Origin of the sequence: Mesorhizobium sp. B2-7-2 (assembly GCF_006440775.1) — a bacterium.
Classification (GTDB): domain Bacteria; phylum Pseudomonadota; class Alphaproteobacteria; order Rhizobiales; family Rhizobiaceae; genus Mesorhizobium.
The window spans coordinates 85147-102160 of record NZ_VFTZ01000002.1; the positions used below are offsets into that span (position 1 = coordinate 85147).

The following is a 17014-nucleotide window of genomic DNA, read 5'->3' on the forward strand; positions in this document are numbered from 1 at the left end:
CGCGCTACTCGGCCGCGTCGCGGATGCCCGCCGGCGTATCGGGGATTCCAGATGGCCTGTCCGGGAAGGTGCAGATCACCGTGGTGCCCCTGTCCTGGCCGGTCTCGATGCGCACGGTTCCGCCATGCAGTTCGACGAAGCTCTTGACGATCGAGAGCCCCAGCCCGGCGCCGCGCCGCCGCCCGCCATTGGCGCGCGGCTCGAAGCGGCGGAAGACCGATTCCAGCACGTCCGGCGGCATGCCTGGGCCATCGTCATGCACCGAGAACTCGACGCCGTCGGCCAGCCGGCGGCAGGTAAGCCGGATCGTGCTCGCCTCCGGCGCGTAATTGGCCGCGTTGCTGAGCAGGTTGTAGAGGATCTGGCGGATGCGGGTCTCGTCGCCATGGAAGCTCGCCGGCGCCTCCGCCGCATCGATCTCGAGCTTGATCCGGTGCTCGTCCAGCCGGTCGGCGACCAGCTCGGCGGCCGCGGCGATCGTCCGGTCGATGTTCATTTCGGAGATGTCGAGCTGCATGATGCCGGCATCGACGGTCGCCAGGTCAAGGATATCGTTGACGATGGTGAGCAGCACCGACGACGACGAGCCGACATGCTCGACATATTCGCGCTGCTTCGGCGTCAGCGGTCCGGTCGCGGGCAGCGACAGAAGCTCGGTGAAGCCGATGATGTTGGTCAGCGGCGAGCGCAGCTCATAGGAAACGTGCTGCACGAATTCGTTCTTCAGCTGGTCGGATTTCTCCAGCGCCTCGTTCCTGTCCTTCAGCGCCCGCTCGACATTGACGGTGTCGGTGACGTCGACGAAGGTGATCATCACCTGGCCGTTGGGCAGGTGGATCACCGCGTAGCTCAGCACCGTCCCGTCGACGAGCTCGATCTGGCCGCGGCGGTCGCGGCGCTCGTCGTCGAAGCCGGTGACCGCGGCGACGAAGCCGCCCCAGGGGCTGTTCGCCGCACGCTGGTCGCACAGGTCGCGGATCGCCGAAACATGGACGTTCGGCTTGACCGCTTCCACCGTCAGCCCCCACAGCGCGACGAAAGCCGGATTGGACAGCCTCAGCCGCCCGTCCGGACCGAACACCACCACGCCTTCGGCGAGATTATCCAGCGTCTCGCCCTGCACTCGCACAGCGGTCTGGTAGCGGCTTTCGAGGTCCATCTTCTCGGTCAGGTTCTCGAACACCCAGGTGACGCCGCCCTTCGGCTGCGGGTTCGCCACGACGCGGATCGTCTTGCCGTCCGGCAGGTGCCACCAGTGTTCCTGCGATTCGACGGCGCGATAGGCGCTGAGCAGGTTTTCCTTCCAGCGCCGCCATTCCGGCTGCTCGGCGATCCTGCCTTCGCTGCGCAGCCTGTCGAGCAGCAGCGTGTTGGAGGGAGCGCTGAGCAGGAAGCCCGAGTCGAGGCCCCAGAGCTTCTGGAAGGCCTGGTTGAAGAAGCGCAGCTTTTCCTCGGTGTCGAAGATCGCCACGGCGGTGTTCAACTGGTCGAGCGTGTCGGCATGGCTGCGCACGGTCCGCTCATATTCGGCGCGGATCGTCTCGGCAGCGCTGGTGTCGCAGGCGAGCCCCGCCGAACCGTCGGCGCCGGCGAAGTCGGTGACCGCGAACATGCGGCGATCGCCTTCGATCACGGTGGAAAGCGTCTGTTCGAAGACCGGGCGCGACTTGTGCTGCTCGGCGATCTGATCGCGCGCCTGGCCGCCAAGGAATTCCGTCGCGTCGCGCACGGCCGCGGCGGCGCTTCCTGCTTCCACGGCCTCGGCATAGGCGCGGTTGACCCATTGCAATCGCCCGTCCGCGCCACGCAGCCATGCCGGCATCTTCAACGCGTCGAGCAGGCCTATCATGGTGTCGTAGTCGGCGCTGAGCCGCTGGTTCTCGATCTTCAGCCTGGCCTGGTTGCGCAGCGTCTCCGACAGCGAGACGAAGCGCACCAGCACATGCGCCGCGCTCTTGCGGCCATGGACCTCCAGCGGCACGCCGGCCTGCGTTTCGATGACCAGATCGAAGGTCTTCGCCTGCTCGCGCAAGGCGGCAACCGCGTGCTCCAACGCCGCCGCCGAGCGCGGCATCAGCCAACGGCCGTAGGCGAGGAAGGCGGACCTGTCGTCAGGCGCGCCGCTTTCCAGCGGCAGGCTGCCGATGAGTTCGGGTTTCTTGTTGTCCGTCGTCCACACGATCAGGCGCTGATCGCGCAGATTGAGCAGCGCCTCGGAACGCTGCAGCGCAGCGTTGACGTCCGCGATGCGGGCCCTGAGCTGCAGGTTCTGCGAGGCGGTGCGGGCGCGCTCGCGGATAAGGAAGATGGCCGAAACCAGTGCCGCGCCCATGACGCCCACGAACATGGCGAGCTGCATGACCTCGAGCGTGCTGACCGGCGCCGCGGCCTTTGCCGGAATGCCCGTCTCGGCGTGGGCGGCAAAGGCGAGCAGCGGGCCGGCAAGCGTCGAGGTCGCAAGCAGCAAGGCCAGCCGCGAGCCGGCACGAAAACCGCCGCGGCTCACGCCGGGGCCGGCATCGTTCGAATCCTCATGGCCGCCGGAAACGGCCTTTCCCGCGCGTGGCGGGTAATCCCCCGGCATGTCTTGGTCCTCTTCGCCGCTTGAATGCAAGACCGCCCTGATGCGTCCCCGGCCCAACATGTCCCCGGACCGCGAATCACAACAATAACGCTTGCTGGAATCGGCGTGAAGAATCATTGGCGCAAAAAAATAAAGCCGGATGGAAAGTCAACCACCCGGCTTCAATATATGGTAGATAATTTCGCTTTGGTTAATAGCGGTAGTGTTCGGGCTTGTACGGGCCCTGCGGCGTCACGCCGATATAGGCGGCCTGTTCGCCGGACAGCTCGGTCAGCTTGGCGCCGAGCTTGTCGAGATGCAGCCGCGCCACCTTCTCGTCGAGGTGCTTGGGCAGCACATAGACCTGGTTCTCGTATTGGCCGTGCTTGCTGAAGAGCTCGATCTGCGCCAGCACCTGGTTCGTGAACGAGGCCGACATGACAAAGCTCGGATGGCCGGTGGCGTTGCCGAGATTGAGCAGGCGGCCCTCGGAAAGGAGGATCATCCGCTTGCCGTCCGGGAAGGTGATCAAATCCACCTGCGGCTTGACGTTGGTCCATTTCAGATTGCGCAGCGACGCCACTTGGATCTCGTTGTCGAAGTGGCCGATATTGCCGACGATCACCATGTCCTTCATCGACCGCATATGGTCGAGCGTGACGACGTCCTTGTTGCCGGTGGTGGTGATGACGATGTCGGCGGTGGGCGCAGCGTCTTCCAGCGTCACCACCTCATAGCCGTCCATCGCCGCCTGCAGCGCGCAGATCGGGTCGACCTCGGTGACCTTGACGCGGGCGCCGGCGCCGCGCAGCGAGGCCGACGAGCCCTTGCCGACATCCCCATAGCCGCAGACCACCGCGACCTTGCCCGCCATCATGGTATCGGTGCCGCGGCGGATGCCGTCGACCAGCGATTCCTTGCAGCCATATTTGTTGTCGAATTTCGACTTGGTGACGGAATCGTTGACGTTGATCGCCGGGAAAGGCAGCAGGCCCTTCTTCTGCAGCTGATAGAGGCGGTTGACACCGGTGGTGGTCTCCTCGGTGACGCCGCGGATCGCTTCCCGCTGCTTGGTGAAGAAGCCGGGCGAAGCCTTCAGGCGCTTCTTGATCTGGGCGAACAGGATCTCTTCCTCCTCGCTGCCGGGATTGGACAGCACGTCCTCGCCGGCCTCGGCGCGCGCGCCGAGCAGGATGTACATGGTGGCGTCGCCGCCATCGTCCAGGATCATGTTGGAGGTACCGCCATCGGTCCACTGGAAGATGCGGTCGGTGTAGTCCCAATAGTCTTCCAGCGACTCGCCCTTGATGGCGAAGACCGGAATGCCGGCCTCGGCGATGGCCGCGGCCGCGTGGTCCTGGGTCGAGAAGATGTTGCAGGAGGCCCAGCGGACGTCGGCGCCCAGCGCCTTCAGCGTCTCGATCAGCACCGCCGTCTGGATGGTCATGTGCAGCGAGCCGGTGATGCGCGCGCCTTTCAGCGGCTTCTTGGCGCCGAACTCCTCGCGGCAGGCCATCAGGCCCGGCATTTCGGTTTCGGCGATCTCGATCTCCTTGCGGCCCCAGCCGGCAAGCGAGATGTCGGCGACCACATAGTCCTTGCTACCCGTCATGGCAGTGCTCCGGTGTGATTTTTTCTCAAGGCGCGCCGACGCCGGGAGGCGCATGGGAGGGCGCGGTTGCCGGCTTGACTACCAGATCGGTCGCCGCACGACAATGGGACATAAAGAAATCTTTATGCGCGCATGTCTTGCGTGTCGTCCAAAAGCGCGGAACGGTTTTGGGAAGACGACATGCATCCAACAAAAAGCGTGACTAGATTTCCTCGCCGAAACGCGAGGCGATCAGCTGCTCCAACGCATCCATGGCCGGCACGGCTTCCGGGCCGCTGGCGATGACGCGGATCGAATAGCCTGGGCTCGCCGCCAGCATCATCAGGCCCATGATCGAGGTGCCGCCGACCTTCACGCCGTCCTTCTCGACATGGATGGTGGCGTCGAAGCCGCTGGCGACCTGGACGAACTTGGCCGAAGCACGCGCATGCAGGCCGCGCTGATTGATGATCGGGAACTCCCGCACCACCTCATCCGTCCGCGGCGCCGATGCGTTCATTTGCTGCTCAGGAGCTGGCTGGCGACGTTGATGTATTTACGGCCGGCCGCTTGCGCTTCGTCGAGCGCGGCTGCCATGTTGTCGCCCTTGCGGATCGAGGAGAGCTTGATCAGCATCGGTAGGTTCATGCCGGCGATGACCTCGGTGCGGCCGGATTCCATCACCGAGATGGCGAGGTTGGAAGGCGTGCCGCCGAACATGTCGGTGAGCACGATGACGCCTGCGCCGGTGTCGACGCGCGCGACCGCGTCGACGATGTCGGCCCGGCGCTGCTCCATGTCGTCGTCGGCGCCGATCGCCACGGTTTCAAAACTGTCTTGCGGCCCGACGACATGCTCTACGGCATGTCGGAACTCGGTAGCGAGTTGACCGTGCGTCACGAGCACGAGTCCGATCATTCTCTGGTGGCTCCCGTCATCGCCGCTTCACAGGCGTATCTTATGTTCGCCAGCCATTCCAGGCGGCGGGAGCGCTATCTTGTCGACGCACGGCCGGTTGACAAGCCCAAAATTGCGGCGGCCCGGGCCATTTTGACGCATCGCAGCAAAAAAACCGGAGCGGATCATGAAAAAGGCTGGATCGACAGCCGCGCCATCAGCATGGGCAGCGCGGCGGTGACATTTCGCTGGGCGATGTCGACGCGGGGCAGCCGGCATCCGCCGATCGTCTCCGTGGTCTCGTCCTGCAGACGCGTCATGTCGGCCGGTTCGACAAGCCGCGCCACAAGGTCGATCACGGCGGCCGGTTCGAAAGCCAGCGGCCGCGGTCCGATGCCGTGCACCTCGGCGAGGCCGGCGATGCTCGCCGGCGTGCGGCACACCAGCCGGCCGCCATGCGCGGCCGCAAGCAACTGGTCGTCGCCGACCAGCCGGGCAAAAAGGCCCTGCGCGCGGCAATGATCGACAAGCGCCAGCGCCAGCGTCGTCTTGCCGGCGCCCGACGGCCCGGTGATCAGCACGCCGCGCTCGCCGACCAGTATGGCCGTCCCATGGATGTTGCGGGGCTTTGCGGCGGCGCCTGGCATGTCGGTTCGGCGATCAGCCTTCCGCCGGCAGCGTCACCACGAAACGCGCGCCCTTGATCTCGCCGGGCTTGGTGCCGGGGATGTTCTCGGCCGTCAGCGTGCCGCCATGTGCCTCGACGATCTGGCGGCTGATCGACAGCCCGAGGCCGGAGTTCTGGCCGAACGCCTCGCCGGCCGGCCGGTCGGTATAGAAGCGCTCGAAGATGCGATCGATCTTTTCGGCGCGGATACCCGGGCCGTTGTCGTCGACGGTGATGATATTGAACTTGCCCGCGCGCGCCAAAGAGATCGCTATGTGGCCATGCTCGTCCGGCACGAAGGAACGCGCGTTCTCGATCAGGTTGGTGATGACCTGGCCGATCCTGAGGTCATGGCCGACAACGAAATAGCCTTTGGCGCCGGCCGGCAGCTTGGCGACCTTGAGGTCGATCTCGACGGCCTTCTTGTTGCGCGTCGTCTCGCGCGAGACGGCGATGAGGTCGGTGATGAACTTCTTCAGGTCGACGGTCGCCGCATCGTCGCGCGCCAGCTCCGCATCGAGGCGGGACGCATCCGAGATATCGGTGATCAAGCGGTCGAGCCGCCTCACATCGTGCTGGATGATCTCCATCAGGCGCGCGCGAGAAGCATCGTTTTTCGCCAAAGGCAGCGTTTCCACGGCGCTGCGCAGCGACGTCAGCGGGTTCTTCAACTCATGCGACACGTCGGCGGCAAAACTTTCGATCGCTTCGATTCTCGCGTAAAGCGCATTCGTCATATCGCGCACGGCAATGGACAAATTGCCGATCTCGTCCTGACGATCGGAAAAGTCGGGGATTTCCTCGCGGCTCTTGACGCCGCGCCGCACCCTGACGGCGGCGGCGGAAAGCCGGCGCAGCGGATTGGCGATGGTGGAGGCGAGCAGCATCGACAGGATCGCGGTGACGAGCGCCGCCACCCCGAACACGCGCAGAATCGCCTTGCGCTCGGCCGCGACGATCTTGTCGATGTCGCCGCCTTCGGTGGACAACATCAAGACGCCGAGCACGGCGCGGAAGCGCTGGATCGGCACCGCGACGGAGACGATCTGTTCGCCCTGCTCGCTCACCCGCACGATGGTCGAAGGGCTGCCGGTCAGCGCCTTGACCACTTCGGGAAAGGCCGCGCCGTTGCCGCCGGGCTGCTCGTGGTAGACCGGCAGGTCCTTGTTGCGGAAGAAGTCGAAGATGAACTTCTCCACTCGCTCCACGACGCCCGGCTGTTCGTCGTCGACGGGCGGCAGGTCGTAGCGCAGGATCTGGCCGCGCGAATAAAGATGCCGCGAATCGAGCAGCAGGTTGGCGTCGCGGTCATAGATGCGGGCGCGGGTGCGCGTCGGCGAGATCAAGCGTCGCAGCACCGGCGCGACGCGCTCGGGATTGATCGGGAAATCGAGGTTGTCGAGCTGGTCCGACCCAGGCCCCAGGCTTTCGCCCGCCTGCAGCTCCAGCAGCTTTTCCGGGTCGATGCTGATCGAATCGGTCTCGACGGTCGCCGAAGCCGCGATCGCGCCGGCGATGATCTCGCCCTGCGTCATCAGGCTTTCGACGCGCGCGTCGATCAGCCCGTCGCGAAAGGTGTTGAGGTAAAGGATGCCGGTGACCAGCACGGCGAGGCCGGCCAGGTTGAGGAACAGGATGCGCCGCGTCAGGCTGGAGAAGATGTGATGGCCGAGAAACCGGCGCATCGGCACCGTGATTTTCGAAACGAAGGCGGGCACGATCCGCGGCGGACGCCTTGCCGCGCCCGCCCGTCTGCCTCGCTCTACTTCCACTGCCATCGAATAGCAGGCCCTGCTTGGTTAGTGAGTAGTGAGTAGTGAGTAGGCAGTAGGAATAATGTTGGCTGACCGCGGCTATGCATGAGTGGCCGCTCGCATCATTCAAAACTGACTACTGACTATTCCCTACTGCCTACTGCCTATCTCATGCCTCGCGGAACCGGTACCCGACTCCGTAAAGGGTTTCGATCATCTCGAAGTCGTCGTCGACGGCCTTGAACTTCTTGCGCAGCCGCTTGATGTGGCTGTCGATGGTGCGGTCGTCGACATAGACCTGTTCATCATAGGCTGAATCCATCAGCGCATCACGGCTTTTTACCACACCCGGGCGCTGCGCCAGCGAATGCAGGATGAGGAATTCGGTCACCGTCAGCGTCACCGGCTCGCCCTTCCAGGTGCAGGTGTGCCGCTCCTGGTCCATCACCAACTGGCCGCGTTCGAGCGAGCGGGCCTGCTGGCTGGGCGCCTTGGCCGCCGCCTCGCGGGCGCTGGTGCGGCGCAGCACGGCGCGCACGCGCTCGACAAGCAGGCGCTGCGAGAACGGTTTGCGGATGAAGTCGTCGGCGCCCATCTTGAGGCCGAACAATTCGTCGATCTCGTCGTCCTTCGACGTCAGGAAGATGACCGGGAGGTCCGATTTCTGGCGCATGCGGCGCAACAGCTCCATGCCGTCCATGCGCGGCATCTTGATGTCGAGGATGGCGAGGTTCGGCGGTCGCGCCGCCAGGCCTTCCAGCGCCGACGCGCCATCGGTGTAGGTTTCGACCCGATAGCCCTCGGATTCGAGCGCGATCGACACCGAGGTCAAAATGTTGCGGTCGTCGTCGACAAGCGCGATTGTTGCCATTTCAAGCGGCTCCCTCATGAGCTGTCCCTTCTGTCGTCGAGAAGGGGCTTTTGCAGGACAAATTGGGTACAAAATGTGGCACGGGCCTTGTCCGAAGTCACGGGCGGCCTGCCGTCACACGCCATCGCACCCACAGTGGGATTGGACGAACCGAGCCTGCCAATCCTTTGGGCAACCTCTACGGTTTTTTGCATATATAAACGATTTAAACAACTTTCAAATTTTTTAAATCGATTAATGATTTGATATCATTCGGCTTTTCTGGTTCTGAACCTGACGGCCCCAGCGCGGGCTCCGGGAAGTAACCCGTCAGATGCGGCCAAATCCAGAGAGGAAATTTGATGTCGGAAGCCGGCAAACGCAACCCCGACTGCGCCATCGACGCGATCGGCCTGAAGACAATGGGCATCGTGCGCTATAATTTTGGCGCGGCCGAACTCTACGAGGAAGCGATCCGGCGCGGCGAGGCGAGGTTGACCGCGCAGGGCGCGCTGGTCGCCGAGACCGGCCAGCACACCGGGCGTTCGCCGAAGGATAAATTCGTCGTGCGCGACGAGGCGACCGGCGGCCAGGTCTGGTGGGACAACAACAAGGCGATCTCGCCGGGTGAGTTCGAAGCGCTGCTGGCGGATTTCGAGGCACATGCAACCGGCAAGGACCTCTACGTGCAGGACCTCGTCGGCGGCGCCGACGCCAATCTGAAGCTGCCGACCCGGGTCGTCACCGAATTCGCCTGGCACTCGCTGTTCATCCGCAATCTTTTGATCCGTCCCGAAGCCGCGGAGATCGAGCATTTCGTGCCACAGCTTACGATCATCGACCTGCCCTCCTTCCGCGCCGATCCGGCGCGTCACGGCACCCGCACCGAAACGGTGATCGCGGTCGACCTCACCCGCAAGATCGTTCTGATCGGCGGCACCTCCTATGCCGGCGAGATGAAGAAGTCGGTTTTCACCATGCTGAACTATCTGCTGCCGTCAAAGGGCGTGATGCCGATGCACTGTTCCGCCAATGAAGGTGCGGACGGCGACGCGGCCGTCTTCTTCGGCCTGTCCGGCACCGGCAAGACGACGCTGTCGGCCGACCCGTCGCGCACGCTGATCGGCGACGACGAGCATGGCTGGGGCCCGCACGGCATCTTCAATTTCGAGGGCGGCTGCTACGCCAAGACGATCAGGCTGTCGGCGGAGGCCGAACCGGAGATCTTCGCCACCACGCAGCGCTTCGGCACGGTGCTGGAGAACGTGGTGCTCGACGCCGGCCGCGTTCCGGATTTCAACGATGGCAGCCTGACCGAGAACACGCGCTGCGCCTATCCGCTGGATTTCATCCCCAATGCCTCGAAGACCGGCCGCGCCGGGCATCCGAAGAACATCATCATGCTGACCGCGGACGCCTTCGGCGTCATGCCGCCGATCGCCAGGCTGACGCCGGCGCAGGCGATGTACCATTTCCTGTCGGGCTATACCGCCAAGGTTGCCGGCACGGAAAAAGGCGTCACCGAGCCGGAGGCGACGTTCTCGACCTGCTTCGGCGCCCCGTTCATGCCGCGCCATCCGTCCGAATACGGCAATCTGCTGCGCGAGCTGATCGCCGGCCACGGCGTCGACTGCTGGCTGGTCAACACCGGCTGGACCGGCGGCGCCTACGGCACCGGGCGCCGCATGCCGATCAAGGTGACGCGCGCCTTGCTGGGCGCAGCGCTCGACGGTTCGTTGAAGTCGGCCGAGTTCCGCACCGACGCCAATTTCGGCTTCGAGGTGCCGGTGGCGGTCCCCGGTGTCGACGGCGCCATTCTCGACCCGCGCTCGACCTGGGCGGACAAGGCCGGTTACGACCGCCAGGCCGCGAAGCTGGTCAACATGTTCGCCGTCAATTTCGAGAAGTTCGAACGCCATGTCGACGCGACCATCCTCGGCGCGGCGCCGCGGATGCAGGAAGCGGCTGAATAGCAGTCACTGCCAATGTCTTCCTCCAGGGCCTGGCTCGCGCCGGGCCTTTTCTTTTTGCCGCCGTCGCGTCATGAGTGCGTGCATGGCGAGCGACGACGATATCATCATCTCCGGCGAAGCGGTCATCCGTCCTGGCGACCTGCATGAGGACTTCATCCGCTCGTCCGGTCCGGGCGGCCAGAACGTCAACAAGGTGGCGACCGCCGTGCAGCTGCGCTTCGACGCGGCGAACGCATCCGGCCTGTCCGAGCGCGTGCGCGAGCGCGCCATCAAGCTGGCCGGCCAGCGCGCCACCAAGGACGGCGTCATCGTCATCGAGGCAGGCCGCTTCCGCACCCAGGAGCAGAACCGCGCCGACGCGCGGGCGCGGCTAACCGCGCTGATCGCTAAGGCGGCCGAGCCGCCGCCGCCGCCGCGCAAGAAGACCAGGCCGTCCAAAGGCGCCGTCGAGCGCCGCCTGAAGAGCAAGGCAGGCCGGTCGACGGTGAAGAAGCTGCGCGGCCGAGTCGAGAACGATTAGAGCAATTCCACGAAAAGTGAGAGCGGTTTTCCGTCCGGAATTGCGTCAAAACAAGAGACAGAGCGGTTCGCCGTTTCCGTGAAACGGTGAAGCGCTCTAAGCACGGTTGGATTAGCTGCTTCCAATTCAGGGTTGCAGATGGCAGGCTCCGATTGCTGCAACAACGAAGAAGGAACTCGACTCGCACAAGCTGGGCACGGACGGCGTCCAGGTGACCGTCCAGGGCGACACTGCGGTGTTGAAGGGTACGGTCAACGATCAGTCGGTCTTCGAAAAGGCGGTGATCGCCGTCGGCAACACGCTGGGCGTTTCCAAGGTGCAAGCCGACGAGCTGAAGGTCGCGCCCGAGGCCGGCACGGCGGCGCCGGCCAAGGAACCGACGCTCTATACCGTCCAGAAGGGAGACAACCTCTGGAAGATCGCCGAGAAATCCTACGGCAAGGGGAAGGGCGCGAAGAACAACATCATCTTCGAGGCCAACAAGCCGATGCTGGCGCATCCCGACAAGATCTATCCCGGCCAGGTGCTGCGCATACCGGATATCGACCAGGCTTGACCGGCCATATCACGGGAATCTGGAAACGGCGGCTTTCGGGTCGCCGTTTTCTTTTGCCGGTGGCATGCTCGGCCAGTCAGCCGCATCGGTAACCGGATCGATCCATGCTCGTTCTGCCCAAAGGCGTCCGCCATATGCCGGGCTACCTCGCGCGCCCTGCTCAGGAAGCGCTGGTCGAGGAGATCAGGCGCGTCGTGCAGGCCGCACCCCTTTACGTGCCGGCCATGCCGCGCACCGGCAAGGAGATGAGCGTGCGCATGACCAATTGCGGCGCGCTTGGCTGGGTGACCGACAAGGAGCGCGGCTATCGCTATCAGCCGACGCATCCGGTGACCGGCGAGCCCTGGCCGCCGATCCCGGAAACCCTGCTGGAATTATGGCGCGAGGTCTCGGCCTATCCGCATCCGCCCGAGGCATGCCTGGTCAACTTCTATTCGGCGGATGCCAAAATGGGCCTGCATCAGGACCGCGACGAACAGGATTTCGCCGCGCCCGTGGTATCGGTTTCGCTGGGCGACGACTGCCTGTTCCGGGTCGGCCAGGACAGGCGCGAAGGCGGCACCAAGTCGTTCAGGCTGAAGAGCGGCGACGTCGTCGTGCTTGGCGGCGAAGGACGCCTCGCCTTCCACGGCGTCGACCGCATCTATCCGGCGACATCGGCGCTGCTGAAGAATGGCGGCCGCATCAATCTGACGTTGCGGCGGGTGACGGTGCCAGGCTGAGCATGCCTGGCGTCGGGGCAACGCGATCTTAAGCATACCCGGGCTACAACCGCGGTTGCGAAACCGAGATCGCGATGCAACCTGATTGGATCAGAACCAGAAGCCTTTTGGACGTGGCCATCGTCACGGTCGTGTCGATCATCGCCGCATGGATGACTTGGTTCTACCTGAGCTTTCTGTGGACCTTGGACAGCAGAGGCTTTTCCACGCTGTCGCACAGGCTCCCCTACTGGGACTTCACCAACCTCTGGGCAGGCTCGCGCATGGCCATCGAGGGCCACGTTGCCGTTCTCTTCGACGTGGAGGCCTACCGCGCGGCGCTGCGCGCGATGTTCTCACCCGACCTTCCAAATCAGGAATGGAGCTATCCGCCGAACATCCTCCTGCTCGGCGTTCCGCTTGCCACCTTGCCGATTCTGCCCGCCTATCTGATCTGGACGTTCGGGACCGTGCTGTGCCTGTGGCTGGCGATCCGGCCGCTGAAGCTCGGAGCGGCCCTGGAACTGGCGATTGTCTTGAGCCCCGCCGTCATCTGGAACTCGGTGTTCGGCCAGAACGGCGCGCTGACCACCGCGCTGTTGATCGGAGGCCTTGCCGTGGCGCCCAGGCGTCCGCTGCTGGCCGGAATCCTGTTCGGCCTGCTGACGATCAAACCGCATCTCGGCATTCTCGTGCCCTTCTGCCTGCTAGCCAGCGGCAACTGGCGCGCCATTCTCGCGGCCATCGGCACCAGCGTCGTGATCGCCCTCGCCACCGGCCTGTTCTTTGGCTTCGATGTCTGGCGCCTATTCCTGACCGAAACCCGCCCCTTGATGACGGCGATCATGGAGGCGCCTTATCCGCAGCCCTATCAGTACAACGCAATAACGGTGTTCTTCACGGCGAGAGCTTTCGGCGCCGGGGTGACCTCCGCCTATGGCGTGCAGGCGGTCGCAACCATCGCTTCCATCGCCGCGGCGATCTGGCTCTGGCGGCCGGGCCGCGTGGTCTCCCATCAGGAACGCGTGGTGCTTACCGCTGTCCTCGCAATCCTGGCCACGCCCTATGGCTACACCTACGACACGATCAGTGTGGCCGTAGCGGTGGCGATGCTCGCCGCGATGGTTTCCAGGCCGCCTCGGCTGATCCTGGCGATTTGCTGGCTCGGGCCTTTCGTCGCGCATTTTTTCACTTGGGGCGGATATTGCGTCGCTGTCCTGATCCCGCTTTTTCTTGCCGCGTGGATGCTGCATTCGATCCGGACGAGAGGCCGGAAGACTCAACTCTCGGGAGAACCGTCCCTAGCCTGAAGCAATTCCAGGATCCGTGCGCAGCGATAGGCTCGGCGGCTTCGCCGCAGCCCTCCGTTCGCCGCAGGAAATATGAAGAATGGCGGCCATATGATTTGAGGCGGTCGCGGGTCCTCGTGCCTGACTAATTCCGGCGTTGCGATGCAGCACCCGTACCTCGCCCCGCGCGCACCACGCCATCTATGACATCAGCGGCAGGAAAAGCGCGACGCCGACAAGCGCCAATTGATCTCGATTAACCAGTGCCGCCCTAATTGTTTTCGGCGATATCGCTGCGGATGAACAGGGTTACCGAGGCGTTCTGATAGAGCAGACGATAGTCCCGCAAAGCCTTTGCGATCAAGGGGCTGTCACGCAACGGCGCCGTTGCGTGCGGCTGCGTCAGATGGAGCTTTATAGGTACGTCCGGTCCTGCGGTTCCGTCATCGGCAACGATATCGGGCCGTTTCGTGGTCAACTCACTGGCGATCGCCTGCGTGTATTCCGCCCGCAAGGCTTCGAGCCGAAGCCGGGTCGCGGCATCCGGCCCGGACTCGATTAGGACTAGGGCATCATTGACCATCCAGCCGGACGGGTGGCGCCCAACCATGCGAGCGCCGGTCATTCGGACGAGCGGATTGCCGATCTGCAGCCCCGAGCCGATCGATATAAAGGTCGGGTGATCGGCGATCCGGTTGATGGCGGCCGTCGCCGCGTCGAGATCGCCACGCGGTTCGACGAATGCCAGGCCTTGCCGTGGCGCGACGGTCGTTACGAACAAAAGCAGACCCAGCCCTACACCCGCCTTTGCCATCGCAGGCAGGTCGCGCTGTGGCCGCAACCGGATGAACTGGAGCACAAACGCCAACATGCCGAGCGTCAGGAACGGCATCGCCTGATAGGTCCAGCCTTTGCCCAAGACGACAAACCCAGGGACATAGCCAACACCTGCCAGCAGCAGAATCTTCGCATCGCGATGGGGCCGGTCAGGGTAGGCCATAGCCAACGTTGCCGCAGCCATGGCCACGAAAATCTTCACCGGCAAGAGCATCAACACGTCGACGACCGGCAAGCGCATCGGCAAATAGACCTCACGCAGCAAAGGCAGGACATCGCTGAAGAAGGGCTGCATGAAAATCACAAGCACGACCAGATAGGCGACGGTCAAAACAGCGCCGAAGACATTCTCGGTCGTCAGCAGAGGCCGCGCCGAGCGTCGCTGCGCGGCAAGGATCAGCACCGGGCAAGCCAGCGCCAGCACGCTGAAGGGCGGTTTGATCATGACGAAAATCGCGGCGCCAAGCCCTGCGGCAAGCCGCTCGGCCGTGCTGCCGGCGCGGAAATCCGCTGTCCGGTCGCGTGCCGCAAGCAGCGCCAGCCAAGGCAAAAGGCAGATGACTGCGATTTGTTCGCGCTGGCCGAAATCCGCCGGCGACAGCGCAAGCAGAAGAAACACCAAAACCGGAACTGCCCAGACGAATCGCGTCAGCGTTTGGTCGGCACGTACAAGGATTCGAGCTGAAAGCCAGACCGAACCGATTGCCAGCACTACCATGCCGAGCCCCACCCAGAGCTCCGCCGAAAGCCCGGTCAACCGCTCAAGAATCAGGAATGGCAGATAGAGCCAGGTGGAAAAGGGCGGATTGGCCTCGGCGACGTCGACATATAGGCGTTCGCCGCTCAGCACGCGGTCGCCGACGGTCAGCAGCCACGACACGTCGACATTGCCCGGCAAGACGCGCGAGACGACAATCGCATAGAGCGCGATCAACAATGTTGCGGCGGCCGGCAGGCCAAGACGAAATGCAGTTCCGGCCTGACGGGGCCGCAGATCGGCCTGCTCGCCTGAAGCAACCAATGGCGCATCCATGCCGGGAGCCTCAATAGCAGTACAGCGTTTGTGGCTTAGTTTCTAACGGACCGGCAGTTAAGCGCGCTTTAACCGGCAGACACCGCTCAAAATTTTCCTCGCGACCTCTCCCGAAAAGGACGGCTGCGGATCACTCTGCCTGGGCAGTTCCTGCATTGCGCAGCAGCACTTGAAGTTCGTCATTCTCGGCAATCTGCCGGTAGCCTCGCAGGAAATTGACGTAGTCCTGCCACCGGGCAAGCTCCGCATTCCAGTCCCTGTCGATTTTCTCGACGATTATCATGGCAGGCTTCTGGTTCTCGAGTTCGGCGATCTTGCTCTCGATGTAGCGATCGGCGATCTGCCGGTAGTGGGATGCCGCCTCCTGGTCGCCGTCCCGGCTTGCGATGCCCGAAAGATAAAGCGCCTGTTCACCCAGCCAGTCGTTGCAATGGCGTGAAATCCATGTCCCGCCGAGCATCCGGGTAAGCGGATGGCCCCCCGAGATGTCGGCGCCGACTAGCGCGACGGTCGGCTGAGGAGCCGCGGCCTTAAGCTTGGCGACAAACTCTGCACTGAGCTTCTGTGTCTGCATGAACGGGATGGCGGCGGCGGCAATGATGGCAGCCAGCAGCGTCTTGTGCCTCAGGTCCGTTGCCGTGCCCGACGACTCGTATGTCGATGGGCCAGCTTGCGCCATCCTCAACAGGAGCGCCGCCAGAATCAGGCTGAAGGCCGGAAACGCGTGATAGGCCCAGCCCTTGGCCTGGTAGATCAGCGGCACGGTTGCAGCCAGCGAAGCAAGCGTGAACACGATGATCAGCGGCGACAACGGCAATCCTGGGCGAAGAAAGCGCAGCGCCAGCAGCGCGATCAGGTAGATCGGCCCATAGGTCGTCAGCAACGCCTCCATATTCTGGATCCGCATGTAGGTGTCGGCCAGCACCGGGTAGATGACGCTTAGGAATTCCGGATGGAAATACTGCACGGCGACGATATAGGCGACGCAAATCAGGCCGATCGTCCAGTACTCGACGGCGAAAAGCGTTCGGATCGACCGGCGGTTCCAGGCCGCGTAGAGCGCCGGAACGAGCACGACCAGGGCATAATAGGGCTTCACCAGCACCAGGATGCTGCCGCTCAATCCGGCAAGGAGGGCCACCGGCAGGCTGGGCATTCGATCGTCGATTGGCGCCGCGCGCCAGGCCGTCAGCATGAGCAACGGCAAAAACAGCGCGATCCCGAGATGCTCCCGCTCGCTGAAGGCATTGCCGGGGAAGATGACCAGCAGCGCCAGAAAAAGAGGCAGCAGTGAAAACAGGGTGCGGTTCTCGACAAAACCCGCCCGCCTGGCGATCCATGCGGCAAGGCCCAATCCCGCCAGGCAGATCGCATAGCTGTAGGCATGAACCGCGATTTCAGGCGAGATGCCGATCTTATGCGCGAGCGCCACGGCCGGCATGAACATCCAAAGCGTGAAAGGCGGATTGACTTCGAAAATATCGACATAGAGCCGTGATCCGGCAAGCATCCGTTCGCACACGGTGATCACCCAGCTCGTGTCGGATATGACGCCCCATCGCATCTGCCAGGGAACGGCGGCCGCCAGCACCAGAAGGCAAAAAACCACGGTCCATGTCCGCGTGTTGCGCGCGTCGCTGATCGGCGCGTCTGCCGTCGGGCTGTCGAGGACGGCGGTCATCGGCTCCGTCCTTCGGGGCAGAGGGGGCCGTTGGCGTTGATGGGAACGCCTCCCACGAGGACAGGCTTGCACAACGCCACGAGCAGGGGCGGCAAGGCCTCT

General features: G+C 63.8%; 14 protein-coding genes. 5 read left to right on the top strand and 9 right to left on the bottom strand.

All coding sequences use genetic code 11. The features are described 5' to 3' along the window. Positions 1 to 4: 4 nt before the first annotated feature. The 7 genes from FJ425_RS03215 to FJ425_RS03250 form a co-directional block, all read right to left on the bottom strand. Positions 5 to 2584, bottom strand: a complete 2580-nt coding sequence (locus FJ425_RS03215; RefSeq protein ID WP_140721714.1) for a PAS domain-containing sensor histidine kinase — start codon at positions 2582 to 2584, stop codon at positions 5 to 7. Between the two features lie 190 nt (positions 2585 to 2774). Further along, complete coding sequence (gene ahcY, locus FJ425_RS03220) at positions 2775 to 4175, bottom strand: adenosylhomocysteinase (protein WP_140686839.1); 1401 nt, start codon at positions 4173 to 4175, stop codon at positions 2775 to 2777. Positions 4176 to 4377: 202 nt separating this feature from the next. After that, positions 4378 to 4674 carry an HPr family phosphocarrier protein gene (locus tag FJ425_RS03225; RefSeq protein WP_095767997.1) on the bottom strand — a complete coding sequence of 99 codons (297 nt, stop codon included), beginning with the start codon at positions 4672 to 4674 and terminating at the stop codon, positions 4378 to 4380. Beyond that, positions 4671 to 5072, bottom strand: a complete 402-nt coding sequence (locus FJ425_RS03230; RefSeq protein ID WP_140546869.1) for a PTS sugar transporter subunit IIA — start codon at positions 5070 to 5072, stop codon at positions 4671 to 4673. Before FJ425_RS03230 ends, FJ425_RS03225 begins: the two co-directional genes overlap by 4 nt. 164 nt (positions 5073 to 5236) lie before the next feature. After that, positions 5237 to 5698: an HPr kinase/phosphorylase gene (locus tag FJ425_RS03240; protein WP_140633624.1), complete on the bottom strand. Its 462-nt coding sequence runs from the start codon at positions 5696 to 5698 to the stop codon at positions 5237 to 5239. Positions 5699 to 5711: 13 nt separating this feature from the next. Continuing rightward, a complete protein-coding gene (locus tag FJ425_RS03245; RefSeq protein ID WP_140546871.1) occupies positions 5712 to 7496 on the bottom strand; it encodes a sensor histidine kinase in 1785 nt (594 codons plus the stop codon). A gap of 145 nt (positions 7497 to 7641) precedes the next feature. Further along, positions 7642 to 8343 (bottom strand): response regulator transcription factor, encoded by a 702-nt coding sequence (locus tag FJ425_RS03250; RefSeq protein WP_006201274.1) that lies wholly within the window; start codon positions 8341 to 8343, stop codon positions 7642 to 7644. A gap of 341 nt (positions 8344 to 8684) precedes the next feature. Here FJ425_RS03250 and FJ425_RS03255 point away from each other — a divergent pair, with 341 nt between their 5' ends. From FJ425_RS03255 to FJ425_RS03275, 5 genes are all read left to right on the top strand, one after another. Next, positions 8685 to 10295 carry a phosphoenolpyruvate carboxykinase gene (locus FJ425_RS03255; protein ID WP_140721716.1) on the top strand — a complete coding sequence of 537 codons (1611 nt, stop codon included), beginning with the start codon at positions 8685 to 8687 and terminating at the stop codon, positions 10293 to 10295. 82 nt (positions 10296 to 10377) lie between these two features. Further along, complete coding sequence (arfB, locus tag FJ425_RS03260; RefSeq protein ID WP_140633630.1) at positions 10378 to 10815, top strand: alternative ribosome rescue aminoacyl-tRNA hydrolase ArfB; 438 nt, start codon at positions 10378 to 10380, stop codon at positions 10813 to 10815. A 115-nt stretch (positions 10816 to 10930) separates the two neighbouring features. Further along, a complete protein-coding gene (lysM, locus tag FJ425_RS03265; protein WP_140721719.1) occupies positions 10931 to 11371 on the top strand; it encodes a peptidoglycan-binding protein LysM in 441 nt (146 codons plus the stop codon). A gap of 104 nt (positions 11372 to 11475) precedes the next feature. Next, positions 11476 to 12093 (top strand): alpha-ketoglutarate-dependent dioxygenase AlkB, encoded by a 618-nt coding sequence (locus tag FJ425_RS03270; protein ID WP_140633632.1) that lies wholly within the window; start codon positions 11476 to 11478, stop codon positions 12091 to 12093. 113 nt (positions 12094 to 12206) lie between these two features. Continuing rightward, positions 12207 to 13382, top strand: a complete 1176-nt coding sequence (locus FJ425_RS03275) for a glycosyltransferase family 87 protein (protein ID WP_246677864.1) — start codon at positions 12207 to 12209, stop codon at positions 13380 to 13382. Between the two features lie 250 nt (positions 13383 to 13632). On the opposite strand, the gene FJ425_RS03280 is transcribed toward FJ425_RS03275, so the two are convergent. Both FJ425_RS03280 and FJ425_RS03285 read right to left on the bottom strand, forming a co-directional pair. Continuing rightward, entirely contained in the window at positions 13633 to 15231 is a 1599-nt protein-coding gene (locus FJ425_RS03280; protein WP_140721722.1) for a hypothetical protein, read from the bottom strand. A 130-nt stretch (positions 15232 to 15361) separates the two neighbouring features. Beyond that, positions 15362 to 16912, bottom strand: coding sequence for a hypothetical protein (locus tag FJ425_RS03285; protein WP_140633638.1), 1551 nt, complete (start codon positions 16910 to 16912; stop codon positions 15362 to 15364). Between the last annotated feature and the right edge of the window lie 102 nt (positions 16913 to 17014).

Bases quoted from the DNA above. Each gene is read 5' to 3' on its own strand.
- FJ425_RS03215 (WP_140721714.1), bottom strand. From the start codon at position 2,584: ATGCCGGGGGATTACCCGCCACGCGCGGGAAAGGCCGTTTCCGGCGGC.
- ahcY (WP_140686839.1), bottom strand. From the start codon at position 4,175: ATGACGGGTAGCAAGGACTATGTGGTCGCCGACATCTCGCTTGCCGGC.
- FJ425_RS03225 (WP_095767997.1), bottom strand. From the start codon at position 4,674: ATGAACGCATCGGCGCCGCGGACGGATGAGGTGGTGCGGGAGTTCCCG.
- FJ425_RS03230 (WP_140546869.1), bottom strand. From the start codon at position 5,072: ATGATCGGACTCGTGCTCGTGACGCACGGTCAACTCGCTACCGAGTTC.
- FJ425_RS03240 (WP_140633624.1), bottom strand. From the start codon at position 5,698: ATGCCAGGCGCCGCCGCAAAGCCCCGCAACATCCATGGGACGGCCATA.
- FJ425_RS03245 (WP_140546871.1), bottom strand. From the start codon at position 7,496: ATGGCAGTGGAAGTAGAGCGAGGCAGACGGGCGGGCGCGGCAAGGCGT.
- FJ425_RS03250 (WP_006201274.1), bottom strand. From the start codon at position 8,343: ATGGCAACAATCGCGCTTGTCGACGACGACCGCAACATTTTGACCTCG.
- FJ425_RS03255 (WP_140721716.1), top strand. From the start codon at position 8,685: ATGTCGGAAGCCGGCAAACGCAACCCCGACTGCGCCATCGACGCGATC.
- arfB (WP_140633630.1), top strand. From the start codon at position 10,378: ATGGCGAGCGACGACGATATCATCATCTCCGGCGAAGCGGTCATCCGT.
- FJ425_RS03270 (WP_140633632.1), top strand. From the start codon at position 11,476: ATGCTCGTTCTGCCCAAAGGCGTCCGCCATATGCCGGGCTACCTCGCG.
- FJ425_RS03280 (WP_140721722.1), bottom strand. From the start codon at position 15,231: ATGGATGCGCCATTGGTTGCTTCAGGCGAGCAGGCCGATCTGCGGCCC.
- FJ425_RS03285 (WP_140633638.1), bottom strand. From the start codon at position 16,912: ATGACCGCCGTCCTCGACAGCCCGACGGCAGACGCGCCGATCAGCGAC.